The organism is Enterobacteriaceae endosymbiont of Donacia dentata, from assembly GCF_012570745.1.
Taxonomy (GTDB): domain Bacteria; phylum Pseudomonadota; class Gammaproteobacteria; order Enterobacterales; family Enterobacteriaceae.
Genome location: NZ_CP046212.1, coordinates 200235 through 215502 on the forward strand (window position 1 = coordinate 200235; position 15268 = coordinate 215502).

The 15268-nt window shown below is 19.1% G+C and carries 11 protein-coding genes and 1 tRNA gene; 9 read left to right on the forward strand and 3 right to left on the reverse strand.

What is annotated here, in order from left to right:
* Window positions 1-12: 12 nt before the first annotated feature.
* The 3 genes from prfB to GJT90_RS00960 all read right to left on the reverse strand — a co-directional run bounded on the left by prfB (window position 13) and on the right by GJT90_RS00960 (window position 2822).
* Window positions 13-1111, reverse strand: a protein-coding gene (prfB, locus tag GJT90_RS00950; RefSeq protein ID WP_211080524.1) for a peptide chain release factor 2 whose coding sequence is annotated in 2 segments (ribosomal slippage) — window positions 13-1068 and window positions 1070-1111 — 1098 coding nt in all. Because the reading frame shifts where the segments join, the coding sequence is not laid out codon by codon here.
* Between the two features lie 123 nt (window positions 1112-1234).
* Window positions 1235-1307: transfer RNA gene (locus GJT90_RS00955), tRNA-Ile, on the reverse strand.
* Window positions 1308-1367: 60 nt separating this feature from the next.
* Complete coding sequence (locus GJT90_RS00960; RefSeq protein ID WP_168920032.1) at window positions 1368-2822, reverse strand: Do family serine endopeptidase; 1455 nt, start codon at window positions 2820-2822, stop codon at window positions 1368-1370.
* A 227-nt stretch (window positions 2823-3049) separates the two neighbouring features.
* On the opposite strand from GJT90_RS00960, the gene rpiA reads away from it, so the two are divergent.
* From rpiA to GJT90_RS02255, 9 genes are all read left to right on the forward strand, one after another.
* Window positions 3050-3718, forward strand: a complete 669-nt coding sequence (gene rpiA / locus GJT90_RS00965) for a ribose-5-phosphate isomerase RpiA (RefSeq protein ID WP_168920033.1) — start codon at window positions 3050-3052, stop codon at window positions 3716-3718.
* A 29-nt stretch (window positions 3719-3747) separates the two neighbouring features.
* Entirely contained in the window at window positions 3748-4572 is an 825-nt protein-coding gene (gene dapF / locus GJT90_RS00970) for a diaminopimelate epimerase (RefSeq protein ID WP_211080525.1), read from the forward strand.
* A gap of 51 nt (window positions 4573-4623) precedes the next feature.
* Window positions 4624-6801, forward strand: a complete 2178-nt coding sequence (locus GJT90_RS00975) for a UvrD-helicase domain-containing protein (protein WP_168920035.1) — start codon at window positions 4624-4626, stop codon at window positions 6799-6801.
* An 82-nt stretch (window positions 6802-6883) separates the two neighbouring features.
* Window positions 6884-7834, forward strand: coding sequence for a magnesium/cobalt transporter CorA (gene corA / locus GJT90_RS00980; RefSeq protein WP_168920036.1), 951 nt, complete (start codon window positions 6884-6886; stop codon window positions 7832-7834).
* A gap of 483 nt (window positions 7835-8317) precedes the next feature.
* Window positions 8318-11014: a 2-oxoglutarate dehydrogenase E1 component gene (locus tag GJT90_RS00985; RefSeq protein ID WP_168920037.1), complete on the forward strand. Its 2697-nt coding sequence runs from the start codon at window positions 8318-8320 to the stop codon at window positions 11012-11014.
* A gap of 28 nt (window positions 11015-11042) precedes the next feature.
* A complete protein-coding gene (sucB, locus tag GJT90_RS00990) occupies window positions 11043-12227 on the forward strand; it encodes a dihydrolipoyllysine-residue succinyltransferase (RefSeq protein WP_168920038.1) in 1185 nt (394 codons plus the stop codon).
* 141 nt (window positions 12228-12368) lie between these two features.
* Window positions 12369-13922 (forward strand): cytochrome ubiquinol oxidase subunit I, encoded by a 1554-nt coding sequence (locus tag GJT90_RS00995; protein WP_168920039.1) that lies wholly within the window; start codon window positions 12369-12371, stop codon window positions 13920-13922.
* A gap of 36 nt (window positions 13923-13958) precedes the next feature.
* Window positions 13959-15080: a cytochrome d ubiquinol oxidase subunit II gene (cydB, locus tag GJT90_RS01000; RefSeq protein WP_168920040.1), complete on the forward strand. Its 1122-nt coding sequence runs from the start codon at window positions 13959-13961 to the stop codon at window positions 15078-15080.
* Between the two features lie 29 nt (window positions 15081-15109).
* Window positions 15110-15199 carry a cytochrome bd oxidase small subunit, CydX/CbdX family gene (locus tag GJT90_RS02255; protein ID WP_168920041.1) on the forward strand — a complete coding sequence of 30 codons (90 nt, stop codon included), beginning with the start codon at window positions 15110-15112 and terminating at the stop codon, window positions 15197-15199.
* Window positions 15200-15268: the final 69 nt, after the last annotated feature.

The following is a 15268-nucleotide window of genomic DNA, read 5'->3' on the forward strand; positions in this document are numbered from 1 at the left end:
GAAATCCTATATTTATAAACCTAATTTTAAACTAGCTTGAATAAATTTATCTATATTACCATTAAGTACAAAATTTACATCATTAATTTCTATACCAGTTCTCATATCTTTTATTCTTGAATCATCTAATATATAAGAACGTATTTGATACCCCCAACTAATATTAAATTTCTGTTGTTCAATTTTTTTTTGTTTTTTTTGTTTTATTTTATTTGTTAATTCATATAATTTAAATTTAATTTGTTTCATTGCTTGATTTTTATTTTGATGTTGTGATCTATTACTTTGACATTGTGTAACTATTCCTGTAGGAATATGTGTAATACGTACTGCTGATTCTGTACGATTAATATGTTGTCCTCCAGCTCCAGAAGCTCTATAAACATCGATACGCAAATCTTCTGTATTAAGAGATATACTATTTTCATTTTTAATATCTGGATAAATAAAAGTTGAAACAAAAGAAGTATGTCTTCTTCCGGAAGAACTAAAAGGACTTTTTCTAACTAAACGATGAATTCCACTTTCAGTACGTAACCATCCAAAAGCATAATTTCCAACAATATGTATTGTTGCTGATTTTATTCCTATAACTTCTCCTGGTGTTTCATTAATTATTGTGGTTTTGAATTTTTTTTGTACAGCCCACTTTAAATACATTTTCATAATGATTTTTGCCCAATCTTGAGATTCTATACCTCCTGATCCAGATTGAATATCTATAAAACAATTTTTGTTATCATTTTTTTTAATAAAAATTTTTTGTAATTCTAAATTATTTATTTTATTTTGTAACTCAGCTAATATTTTTATAGATTCTTTTAATATTATTTTATCATTAGTATCAATAGCTAAATTTATCAATTCATTAATATCAATAATTTCTTGATTAATTGTATCTAAAGAAAATAACAAATTTTCTATATTTGATTTTTTTTTATTTAAATTAAGAATATAATTAATATTATTCCAAATATTAGGATTTTGTAGTTTATTATTTATTTTTAATAATTTTTTTTTATATTTTATATAATTAAAGAAACCCCCTAATAAAAATATTTTTTTTTTTTATTTTTTTTAAATTATTTTTTATTAAATAAATTTCTAACATCTTATTTCCCTAATTTATAAATAAATAAACAAGAAATATTAAATTTAATTTATAAATAAAATTATAGTTATTAAAGTTTTTTGATATGAAAAATTTAAAAAAATATTTATTTATACACTACACTGGCCCTTGTTGGATTTGAACCAACGACCTAACGATTATGAGTCGTTTGCTCTAACCACTGAGCTAAAGGGCCATACTATAACTATAGTATTAAATATTTTTAAATTTATTTCAATTAAATTTATTATTTTTTTTAATTAACTAAATATAATTTATGATTTCCTCTTAAAATATATAAAAGAATTAATGATGGTTTTTTATTTAAAATTTTTTGAACATCATTTATATTTTTAATAGGTTTTTGATTAATCTGTATTATTATGTCACCTTTTCTTAAACCTATTATTGATGCTGGAGAATTTTTTAAAACTTTATTTACTTGTACACTAGTTTTTTGAATATTTTTAAAAATATAAATTTTATTTTTTAATTTAATATTATTTAAATATACTCCTTCAATACCATAATAAATAATATTTTCAGAATCATCATCATCATTATAATTTTTAATTTTAACATGAACTGTTTTAAAAGTTCCTTTTCTTATAATTCCTAATTTAACAACAGTACCTCTAATAAAAGAACTTATTTTTGCTTTTAATAAAGCATAACTATCAATAGTTTTCCCATTTAGTGAAATAATAATATCACCTACTTGTAACTCATTATCTTTAGATATTTTTATAATTTCACGAACAAAAACTCCTTTATTTATATTATAAATTCGTAAAATTTTTGTTAATTCTGGTTCTAAATTAACTGCATTAATTCCTAAAGAACCTCTTTTAATTTTACCAAATCTAATAAATTGATTAACTAAATTCATAACAGTATTACTAGGTATAGCAAAGCCAATTCCAATATTACCTTCATGAGGAGCAAATATAGCTGTATTAATTCCAATTAAATCTCCATTTAAATTAACTAAAGCTCCTCCAGAACTTCCACGATTAATTGCAGCATCAGTTTGGATAAAATTTTCAAAACTTTCAATATTAAGTCCAGTACGTCCTAATCCTGATATAATTCCTGATGTAACAGTTTCTCCTAATGCATATGGATTACCTATTGCTATTGTATAATCTCCTATTTTTAAATTATCAGAATTTGCTATTTTAAGACTTTTAAGATTATTTGTTTTTCCTACAATTCTTATTAAAGCTATATCTGTTTTTGGATCTCTCCCTATTATTTTTGCTTCATATATTTTTCCATTATTTAATTCAACTGAAATATAATTAGCATGATTTATTACATGATTATTAGTAATAATTAAACCTTTTTTAGCATTTATAATGACTCCAGAACCAATTGAATGAAATTTTTGTTCAAGAACATTATTATTGTTTCCACAAATAGGAGTATTCTCATATGGAGAACCTTCTTTACAAAGTAAAAAATGTTCTCTTAAATATTGTTCTACTTGTGGAGGTAATTTGTATTCATATACAAATGTACTACCTTGAACATCAATATTAACAACTGAAGGAATTACTTTCGCTAGTATAGGAGCTAGACTAGGTAATAAATAGTTATTATTTAATTTTTTTGTGAAATTAGGTAATAATTTAGCATTTATATTTTTAGGTACTACTATAAATATAGTAACAAAAAAAAATAAACAAAAAATAATTTTGATTTTTTTCATTATATAATCTCATAATAAAATTTACTATAAAATAACTTATATTTTATATTAATAAAATATAAATTTGAGTAAATAATAAAAAATTATTTTTAATTAATAATTTTAAATTTTTTTAATTAAAAAATTGTAATTTATAAAATTTTATTGTTAATAAATAATATACAAAATTTTTTACAAATTATTATACTTAATATAATATAAACTTTATTTTATATAAAGTAATATATATGCTTAATAAATTAAAAAATATTGCAGCAAAAACTGCAGTAACATTTATTAAAAATAATAGTATTATTGGTATTGGTTCTGGAACTACAATATCTCATTTTATAGATATTTTATCTACTGTAAAAAAGAATATTAATATTAAAGGAGTAGTATCTGCTTCTAAAAGTTCTACAGAAAAACTAAAAAAATATAATTTTAATATTTATGAAATTAATAAAATAAATAAAATTGGAATATATTTTGATGGTGCCGATGAAATAAATAATAAAATGCAAATGATAAAAGGAGGTGGAGCTGCATTAACTAATGAAAAAATTATATCTAGTTTTTCTGATTTATTTATTTGTATTATAGATCAATCAAAATATGTTAAAAATTTAGGTAAATTACATCCTTTACCTATAGAAATAATACCTTCAGCCAAAAATTTTATTACTAAAAAATTATTATATATAGGAGCTACAGTTAAACTTCGTACCAATGTAATTACAGAACATGGTAATTTGATTTTAGATGTATATAAATTAAATATTTATGATGCTGTTCAAACAGAAAAATATATAAATAATATTCCTGGAGTAGTTACTGTTGGTTTATTTACACAAAGGTGTGCTGATATAATTATAGTGGGAAACTATAATTATAAAGTATCCATATATTATAAATAAAAATTAGATTAAATATAAATTATATGAAAATAAAATTTACAAAAATGCATGCATTAGGTAATGATTTCATCATCATAAATAATATTAATAAAAAAATTTTTTTAAATAATAAAATTATAAAAAAATTATCTAATAGATATACAGGTATAGGTTTTGATCAATTATTATTAATAAAATTATCATCAAATAAAAATATTGATTTTCATTATAAAATTTTTAATTGTGATGGTAGTGAAGTAGAACAATGTGGTAATGGAGTACGTTGTATTGCTCAATATTTAAGAATAAAAAAATTAATTTTTAAAAAAAACATATGTTTAAGTACAAAAAATCGTATAATATACTTAAATATTTTAAATGAAAAAGAAGTTTTAGTAAATATGGGTATTCCTTTATTTAATCCACAAAATATTCCTTTTTTAACTAAAAAAATTAAAAAAAATTATAAAATTTATTTTCAAAATAAATTTATTAATTTTAATGTTGTTTCATTAGGAAATCCACATTGTGTTATACAAGTAAAAAAATTAGTAAATACTCCAGTATCTTTAATAGGTTCATTTATATCAAAAAATAAAATATTTCCAGAAAAAATTAACGTTATATTTATGGAATATATAGATATAACTAATATTAAATTAAGAGTTTTTGAAAGAGGAGTAGGAGAAACTAATGCTTGCGGATCTGGTGCATGTGCAGCTGTAGCTGTTGGAATTAAAAAAAAAATTTTATCTCAAGAAGTAAAAGTAAATTTAATTGGAGGTATTATAAAAATATTCTGGAAAGGTAATAATGAAAATTTATTTATGCAAGGAGATGCTAACTATATTTATGATGGTGAAATAATATTATAATAATTTTTTTATTTTAACAAATATAATTATTAATTAAGATTTTCATAATAAATGAAAAATATAAATTTATTAAAAAATTTAAATGATAAACAAAAAGAAGTAGTTTCTGAAAGTAGAAAAAATCTATTAATATTAGCTGGGGCAGGAAGTGGTAAAACTCTTGTATTAATAAGAAGAATTGCATGGTTAATTCATAAAGAAAATTGTTCTCCTAAATCAATTTTAGCTGTAACTTTTACAAATAAAGCAGCATTAGAATTAAAAAAAAGAATTAAAATATTATTAAATAATAATCAAAAAAATAATATTTGGATAGGTACATTTCACAGTTTTGCTTATCATTTATTAAGAATTCATTATTTAGAGGCTGGATTACCTAAAAATTTTCAAATTATAGATAGTTATGATCAAAAAAATTTAATTAAAAGAATTTTAAAGAAAATGTCTTTAAAAGACAAAATTTATTCTATAAAAAATATAATTAGTTATATAAATAATCTTAAAAATAATTTATATAATAAAAATATAATTTACAAAAATAATTTATATAATATTAATTTATCTAAAATATATGATGAATATCAAAATTTTTGTAAAATAACAGAAGTTATTGATTTTAATGAATTAATTTTATGTTTGTATAAATTATTTCTAAATAATCCTAATATATTAAAAATATATCAAAAGAGATTTAAAAATATTTTAATAGATGAATTTCAAGATACAAATGATATACAGTATAAATTTATATCTTTATTATATAACAAACATTACGATACTAAAATAGTTCTTGTTGGTGATGATGATCAATCAATTTATGGATGGAGAGGGGCAAAAATAGAAAATATTAATCATTTTTTAAAAGATTTTGATAATGTTAAAATAATTTTGTTAGAACAAAATTATCGTTCTACTTCTAATATCTTAAATGCAGCAAATAAATTAATTTCATATAATGAAATTAGACAGAAAAAAAAATTATGGACTAATTCAGATAATGGAAAATTAATTTCAATATATTATGCATTAAACGAATTTGATGAAGCAGAATATATTGCTAAATATATAAAAAAAAATTTTTTTAAAAAAAATATAAAATTAAATAATTGTGCAATTCTTTATAGAAATAATGTTCAGTCTCGTGTTCTAGAAGAAACTATGTTAAAATTTTCTATTCCTTATCAAATTTATGGAGGAATACATTTTTTTCAACGTAATGAAATAAAAAATACATTAGCTTATTTAAGATTAATATCTAATTTTAATGATGATAATTCTTTTGAAAAAATTATTAATATTCCAAAAAGAGGAATTGGATGTAATACATTAAAAATTATAAAATTTGTATCTGAAAAATTTGTTTTAACATTATGGCAATCTAGTATTTATATCTTAAAAAAGAAAAAATACCTAAATAAAATTAATTTAAATTCATTAAAAAAATTTATTAACTTAATTAAAAAATTAAAAAAAAATATAATTGGAAAATCATTATCAATTATTATTGAAGAAACTATAAAAAATTCTGGATTATGGCATATGTATAATCAAAATTGTTTATTTGAAAATAATTTTAATAAAATAAATAATTTAAAAGAATTTATCAATGCTGCAAATCATTTTATGAATATTTCATTTAACGATAATAAAAAAAATAATTTGATAGATTTTTTATCTAAAATTTTATTATTAACTGATGATATTAATGTAAAACAAAAAAATAATCATTGTGATTATAATTTTGTACAAATGATGACAATACATGCTTCTAAAGGATTAGAATTTTCTAAAGTATTTATAATTGGGATGGAAGAAGGAATTTTCCCTAATAAAATATCTTTTAATGAAAAAGATATAAATGAAGAAAGACGTTTAGCATATGTAGGAATTACTAGAGCTAAAAAAAAATTAACATTGATTTATACAAAAAAACGTTATTTATACGGTAAAGAAATAAATTCAATACCATCAAGATTTCTTAATGAATTACCAGAAAATTGTATTAAAAAAATTAATTATTTAAAAGATAAAAATATATCTCTTAACAATAATATTCTAAAAAAGAAAAAATATTTCATAGGACAAAATGTTTATCATAAAATTTTTGGTAAAGGAATTATTCTAAATATAGAAATATCAAAAGATAATAAAAAATTACAAATTAAATTTAGTAATAAAAAAATAAGATGGATAATGTCTAATTACATACAAATTTATGTTATAAAATAGTATTATTTATTAAAATTAAATTTAAAAAATAATTCTATAAAAATTTTATTAAAAATAATATTTTAAATTATTAGGAGTTGTAATGTTAAATATTTTTAAAATATATAATAATCATTTAATAAATTTAGAATTAAATGATTCTAATGATTTTTTAGAAGCAATTTGGGTTGATTTAATTAAGCCAGAAAAAAATGAAAGGGAAAAAATATACCATTTGCTTGGACAAAATTTAGTTACTCGTCCAGAATTAGAAGATATAGAAGCATCTGCAAGATTTTTTGAAAATAAAGAAGGCTTACATATACATTCTTTCTTTTTTTATAAAGATAAAGATAATCATGCATGTACTACTACTGTAGCATTTACAATTAAAAATAATAGATTATATACTTTAAGAGAAAGAGAATTACCGACTTTTCGATTATATATAATACGTACTAATAATAATACCATGATATATGGTAATCCTTATGAATTATTATTAGATCTTTTAGAGACTAAAATTGAACAATTAGCTGATGAAATAGAAAACATATATAGTGATTTAGAATATTTAAGTTGTATTATTATGAAAGGACATCAAAATAAAAAATTTGATAACGCACTTTCTACTTTAGCTGAATTAGAAGATATTGGTTGGAAAGTAAGATTATGTTTAATGGATACACAAAGAGCAGTAAATTTTTTAATGAGAAAAACTAGATTACCTAGTAATCAAATAGAACAAGCAAGAGAAATTTCTAGAGATATTGAATCATTATTACCACATAATGAATCATTATTTCAAAAAGTTAATTTTTTAATGCAAGCTGCTATGGGATTTATTAATATAGAACAAAATAGAATAATTAAAATTTTTTCATTAGTTTCTGTAATATTTTTGCCTCCTACTTTAGTAGCATCTAATTATGGTATGAATTTTACTTTTTTACCAGAATTAAAGTGGAAATATGGTTATTTATATGCAATCATCATAATGATTATATCAGCTTTAGCTCCTTATTTTTATTTTAAAAGAAAAAAATGGCTATAAATAAATGAATAACTAATTACTAATTTTATAATATTTATAATATTGAACATAAATTAAATTAATTTAATAAATTATTATTTTTTATATTTTTTATAAAATTTTAAAATTATAAGAATTTTATCAAAATTTTTTAAAATTAATGTTTATATTTATAATATTAAAATATAAAAAATTATATATAAATAAATATTATTAATATTTATAATAAATTATTTATTTATAATAATTTTTTATTAAAAATTTTATTAATTATATTAAAACTTATATTTTTGATAAAAAATTAACTTTTTATTTTAATTATTGTTCTTTATAACTTTAACTTTAATAAGTATAATTATTCTAATTTTTATTATTAAAATAAAAATTTAATTTATGAATTTTTTATAAAAAATTTTTACAAATTATAATATTTTTATATTTATATAAATAAATTATTTTATATTTAATAATAAATATTATTATCTTTTTTAATAAGAGATTAAAATGAATAATTATCAAAAAAATATTTTAAACGATAATATTTTTTATATCGAAAAATTATATCAAAAATTTTTAATAGATCCCAATTCAATAGATAAAAATTGGATAAAAATATTTCAATTATTTAAAAAACAAAATAAAGTATTAAATAAAAATAATTTATCAAAAAATAATAATTATTATAAAAATTTATTATTAATTGAAAAAATTAATAAATTATTAAATAATTTTAGAATTTTTGGACATTATTATGCCAATATTAATCCCTTATTTTTAAATCAAAAAAAAATAAATAATAATTTAAAATTAAAATATTATAAAATTAGTCAAGAAGATTCTCAAAAAAAAATTACATTAAATAATGTTTTTCAAAATCAAAAAATTATAGATATATATAAATTTTTTCAAAAAACTTATTGTCAATATATTGGGATAGAATATGAATATTTACCAAAAAATGAAAAGCTTTGGATAAAAAATAATATTGAAATAATTAAAGATAATTTAAATATTCAAGAAAAAAAAATATTTTTAGAAGAATTAATTGCAACAGAAGTATTTGAACAGAATATAGGAAAAAAATTTCCAGGTGCAAAAAGATTTTCATTAGAAGGATGTGATGTTTTAATTCCCTTAATAAAGGAAATAATACGTTATTCAAGTAAATCAAATGACAAATTAACAGAAATAATATTTAGTATGGCACATAGAGGAAGATTAAATTTTTTAGTTAATATAATGGGTAAAAAAATTCAAAATATAATTAATGAATTTTCAAATATTTCTTTTGAAAAAAAAGATAAAAATGATGATGTTAAATATCATTTAGGATATTCTTCTATAATTAAAATTAATAAAAAAAAAATTAAACTTGAATTAGCATTTAATCCTTCTCATTTAGAAATTATTAATTGTGTTACCATGGGTATGGTAAGATTTAAAAATGATTCATCAATAATGAATAATCAATATAATACTATATTACCTATTAATATACATGGAGATGCAGCTATTAGTGGTCAAGGAATAGTACAAGAAATTTTAAATTTATCAAAAACTAGAGGATATAATATTAATGGTGTTATTCATATTATTATTAATAATCAAATAGGATTTACTACTTCAAATATAAATGATATGAGATCAAGTTATTATTGTACTGATATAGCTAAAATGATTCAATGTCCTGTTTTTCATGTAAATTCTGATAAAATAGAAGATGTAATTTTTATCACAAGAATAGCTATTAATTATAGAAATATTTTTCATAAAGATGTTTTTATAGATTTAGTTTCATATCGTCGATATGGTCATAACGAAATAGATGATCCATATATTACTCAACCATTAATGTATAATTTAATTAAAAATCACTTAACAGTACAAAATTTATATTTTAATAAATTATTATCTAAAAATATTATTAATAATGAAGAAAAAGATTATTTATATAAAAAATATCAAAATTTATTTAATGAAGGTAATTTTTTTATTAAAACAAGTATTTTACCCTCTAAAAAATCTACAAAAATAATATATAAAAATTTTAAAACAGATAAATTAAAAAAATTACTTTTACAAATTAGTACTTTTCCTAAAAAATTTAATATCCATCCTAGAGTAAAAAAAATTTATTTAGATAGAATTAGTATGAGTAAAGGAGAAAAAAAGGTCGATTGGGGAGCAGCTGAAAATTTAGCATATGCAAATATCCTTACTCAAGGAGTATCTTGTCGTTTATCAGGAGAAGATATAAAAAGAGGAACATTTTCTCATAGACATATAGTTATATATGATCAAGAAAAAGATTTTTCTTATACACCTTTAAAAAATCTTTCTAAAAGTCAAGGAAGTTTTCATATTTATAATTCAGTTTTATCAGAAGAATCAGTTTTAGGTTTTGAATATGGTTATTCAGTTAATAATTCAAATATTATAATATGGGAAGCCCAATTTGGAGATTTTGCTAATGGAGCACAAATTATTATAGATCAATTTATTAGTTCTGGAGAAAAAAAATGGGGTTATAAAAGTAGTTTAATAGTTTTTCTTCCTCATGGATATGAAGGACAAGGACCTGAACATTCTTCATCAAGAATAGAAAGATATTTACAATTATGTGCAGAAAATAATATTAAAATTTGTATTCCTTCTAATGCATCTCAAATATATAATTTGTTATGTCAACAAGCATTTTCTTATAAAAAAAAACCACTTATTGTAATTTCTCCAAAATCACTTTTAAGACATCCGTTAGCATGTTCTTTAATAAAAGATTTTAATACTTCTTTCCAATTAATAATAGATGAAATAGATAAAAAAATTAATATTAAAAAAATTAAAAGAATTATTTTTTGTACTGGGAAAATATATTATGATTTATTAGAATATAGAAATTCTATAAAAAATAAAAATATTATTTTAATAAGAATTGAACAATTATATCCATTTCCAATTAAAAATTTAAAAAAAATTATTTCTAAATATATTCAAATAAAAAATTATTTTTGGTGTCAAGAAGAACCAATGAATCAAGGAGCATGGATGTATATTCAAGATTATTTTAAAAATAAGTTAAATCATAACATTAATTATATAGGTAGAAAAAAATCTTCATCTCCTTCAACAGGATATTTTTATATCCATAAACATCAACAAAAAAAAATAATATATTCTGTTTTTAATTTTAATACAGAATAAAATATAAATTTTATTTATAGGATAAAAAATGGATAATTTTAACATTACTGTTCCTGAATTACCTGAATCAGTAAATAACGCAATTATAATTCAATGGTACAAAAAACCAGGAGAAACAATTAAAATTGATGATATTTTATTAGAATTAGAAACAGATAAAGTAGTATTAGAAATACCTGCGACTATCAATGGTATTTTAAAAAAAATTTTGGTAAAAGCTGGAGAAAAAGTACAATCACAACAAATTATTGGAATTTTACAAAAAAAAAATATTTTAAAAGAACAAAATAATAATAAAAAAAATAAAATAAATAATTTAATTTTTAATAGTAAATCATATAATAATAAAATAAAATTATCTAATAAATTTAATAATTTAAGTCCTTCTATACGTAAAAAAATCAAAAAAAATAATATATCATTAAATAAAATTAATGATTTAGATAATAAATTAATTCTAAATAACAAAAAAATAAATAATAATAAATTAAATCAAAAAATATCTTTAAATAAGAATAATTTTAAAAAAATAAAGATGAGTCCAATAAGAAAATATATTTCACAAAGATTAATGGATTCTAAAAATAACACTGTAATGTTAACTACTTTTAATGAAGTTAATATGAAAAAAATAATTAATATTAAAAATGATTATAATCATTTAGTTAATGAAATTTATAATATTAAATTAGGATTTACTTCTTTTCATGTAAAGGCTGTTACACAAGCATTACAATTTTTTAAAAAAATTAATGCATTTATTGAGGGAGAAAATATAATTTATAATAATTTTTATAATATTAATATTGCTATTTCAACAAAAAGAGGTTTGATTACACCGATTATATATAATACTGATAAATTATCATTAATAGATATTGAAAAAAAAATTAAAAATTTAGTTATACAAAGTCAGAAAAATCAATTATCTATAAAAGATTTATCAAGTGGTACATTTACCATTACTAATGGTGGAGTTTTTGGATCTTTAATGTCAACTCCAATTATTAATCCTCCGCAAAGTGCTATATTAGGAATACATGCTATTAGAGATAGACCTATTGTTATAAATAATAAAATTTGTATTATGCCTATGATGTATTTAGCATTATCTTATGATCATCGTTTAATTGATGGAAAAGATGCTATAGGTTTCCTTATGTTAATTAAAAGATTATTAGAAGATCCTATTCGTTTATTTTTACAAATTTAAATCAATTTTTTAGTTATTTAAATATATTTTTTTTAAAAAATATATTTATTAAATAAAATTAAATGATTATTTATAGTTTATAAAAATTTTTTATATAAAAATTATAATTTTATATAAATAAAAAATTATATAAGGATAAATATGTTAAATGTTATTGATCTATCAAGATTACAATTTGCATTGACTGCAATGTATCATTTTATATTTGTTCCATTAACACTAGGACTTTCTTTTTTATTAGCAATAATGGAAACAATATATATTTTTTCAAAAAATAAAATATATAAAGATATGACTCAATTCTGGGGAAAATTATTTGGTATAAATTTTGCCTTAGGTATAGTTACAGGGTTAACTATGGAATTTCAATTTGGAACTAATTGGTCATATTATTCTCATTATGTAGGAGATATTTTTGGTGCTCCATTAGCTATAGAAGGTTTAGTAGCTTTTTTTCTGGAATCTACTTTTGTTGGTTTATTTTTTTTAGGATGGGAACGTTTAAATAAAATACAACATTTAGTTGTTACATGGATGGTTGCTATAGGATCTAATCTTTCTGCACTTTGGATTTTAATTGCTAATGGATGGATGCAAAATCCTATTGCCTCTTCCTTTAATTATCAAAATATGAGAATGGAAATGAATAATTTTTGGAATTTAATTTTTAATCCAATAGCACAAGTAAAATTTGCTCATACTATAACTGCTGGATATACAACAGGATGTATATTTATTATTGGTATTAGTGCATATTATCTTTTAAAAAAAAGAGATATCGAATTTGCAAAAAAATCTGTAATTATTGCTTCTAGTTTTGGTTTGGCTTCAATTTTTTCAGTAATAATATTAGGAGATGAATCAGGATATCAAATAGGAAATACACAAAAAACTAAATTAGCGGCTATTGAAGCTGAATGGGAAACACAAAAACCACCAGCTTCTTTTAACATCATTAGCTTTCCTAATCAAAAAAAACAATTAAATAAATTTTCTATAAAAATTCCATATATTTTAGGAATAATTGCTACAAGATCAATTACAAAACCCATATTAGGTTTAAAAAATTTAATTAAAAATAATGAATTAAAAATTAAAAATGGATTAAAAGCTTTAATAGCTCTTGAAAAGATAAAAAATGGAAATTTAAAAATAAAAAATATAAAAATTTTTAATAAATATAAAAAATATTTAGGATATGGATTTTTATTTAAACAATATTATCAAAATATTTATAATATAAATAATAATCAAATTCATAAAATAGCTAAAAAATCTATTCCATTAGTAAGTCCCCTATTTTTTTCTTTTCGTATTATGGTTTTATCTAGTATTATTTTATTAATTATAATTATGTTAGTTTTTATTTTTTCTGTTATAAAAAATAATTTTGAAAAAAAAAAATATTTACTAAAAATATGTTTATATATAATACCATTACCTTGGATAGCATCTGAATCTGGTTGGTTTGTAGCTGAATATGGGAGACAACCATGGGCTATTAAAGAAATTTTACCTACTTTTATGGCAGGATCTTCTTTAGACTTCGTTGAAGTATTGTTTTCTATAATAATGATTTTTATTTTTTATACTATTTTGTTAATAATAGAATTATATCTAATGTTTAAAATTGCTAATATAGGTCCTAGTATTTTAAATACTGGAAAATATTTTTTCGAAAAAAATATTAAGTAAAATTTATTAATAAAAAATAATTATTAGGTTATATTAATGTTAAATTATGAATTTTTATGTATAATTTGGTCTATAATAATTGGTATATTACTTATAGGATTTCTAATTACTGATGGATTAGATATGGGAGTAGGTATTTTATTATTCATAATAGGGAAAAATGATATGGATCGAAGAATGATGATAAATACAATAGCACCCCATTGGGATGGAAATCAAGTATGGTTAATTACAGCTGCAGGAGCTATATTTGCAGCATGGCCTATTGTGTACGCTACTATGTTTTCTTATTTTTATGTAGCAATGATATTATTATTGCTTGCTTTATTTCTTAGACCAGTAGGGTTTGAATATCGTTCTAAAATAAAAAATAGAAAATGGAAAAAAATTTGTGATTTTTGTATTTCTATTGGAAGTTTTTTTCCTCCTGTAATTATAGGTATAGCATTAGGTAATTTATTACAAGGTATTCCTTTTTATATAGATAAATATTATAATATTTACTCTCAGAGAGATTTTTATAAATTATTTAATCTATTTAGTATTATTATAAGTATAACAATTGTATTAATGATAATAAACCAAGCTTCATCTTATTTACAAATAAGAATTAAAGATTATAATCTTAATCATAAATTAAATATAATTATAAAATTATCTTCAATATTATTACTATTATTTTTTATTTTATCTTTTATAAGTACTTTATTTTTTATAAAAGGTTATAAATTAAATAATTTTTATATTAGAAATAATAATATTATTTATGAATCTAAAGCGTGGATGTCTAATTTTAATAACCATATATATTTATATATAATACCATTATTTAGTGTAATATTATCATTACTAACAATTTTATTTTCTATATTGAAAAAATTTATAATGGTTCTTATTAGTTCTATACTAACTACAATTAGTATTGTGTTAACTGTTGGTGTAACAATGTTTCCTTTTATTATTCCTTCTAGTATAAAACCATATCAAAGTCTTACTATTTGGAATGCAACTTCTAGTCAATTAACATTAAATATAATGTTATATATAGTAATTATTTTTATGCCTATTGTTTTAATATATACTTTTTGGTGTTATAAAAAAATGTTTTTTCGTCTTAACAAAAAAAAAATTAAAAAAAAATCTGATTTTTATTATTAATAATTATAAATTTTATATAGGTTACATAAATGTGGTATTTAATATGGATTATAGGAGTATTATTTTCATGTATTTTTACTATTTTAATTTCTTTAAAGAAGGAAAATAAAAAAATATAAAAATATTAATTTTTTATTAAATAAACTTTAAAAAATTGTTTAATATATATTAATAATATTTTGTATTAA

Bases quoted from the DNA above. Each gene is read 5' to 3' on its own strand.
- corA (WP_168920036.1), top strand. From the start codon at position 6,884: ATGTTAAATATTTTTAAAATATATAATAATCATTTAATAAATTTAGAA.
- rpiA (WP_168920033.1), top strand. From the start codon at position 3,050: ATGCTTAATAAATTAAAAAATATTGCAGCAAAAACTGCAGTAACATTT.
- sucB (WP_168920038.1), top strand. From the start codon at position 11,043: ATGGATAATTTTAACATTACTGTTCCTGAATTACCTGAATCAGTAAAT.
- GJT90_RS02255 (WP_168920041.1), top strand. From the start codon at position 15,110: ATGTGGTATTTAATATGGATTATAGGAGTATTATTTTCATGTATTTTT.
- GJT90_RS00985 (WP_168920037.1), top strand. From the start codon at position 8,318: ATGAATAATTATCAAAAAAATATTTTAAACGATAATATTTTTTATATC.
- GJT90_RS00975 (WP_168920035.1), top strand. From the start codon at position 4,624: ATGAAAAATATAAATTTATTAAAAAATTTAAATGATAAACAAAAAGAA.
- cydB (WP_168920040.1), top strand. From the start codon at position 13,959: ATGTTAAATTATGAATTTTTATGTATAATTTGGTCTATAATAATTGGT.
- GJT90_RS00995 (WP_168920039.1), top strand. From the start codon at position 12,369: ATGTTAAATGTTATTGATCTATCAAGATTACAATTTGCATTGACTGCA.
- GJT90_RS00960 (WP_168920032.1), bottom strand. From the start codon at position 2,822: ATGAAAAAAATCAAAATTATTTTTTGTTTATTTTTTTTTGTTACTATA.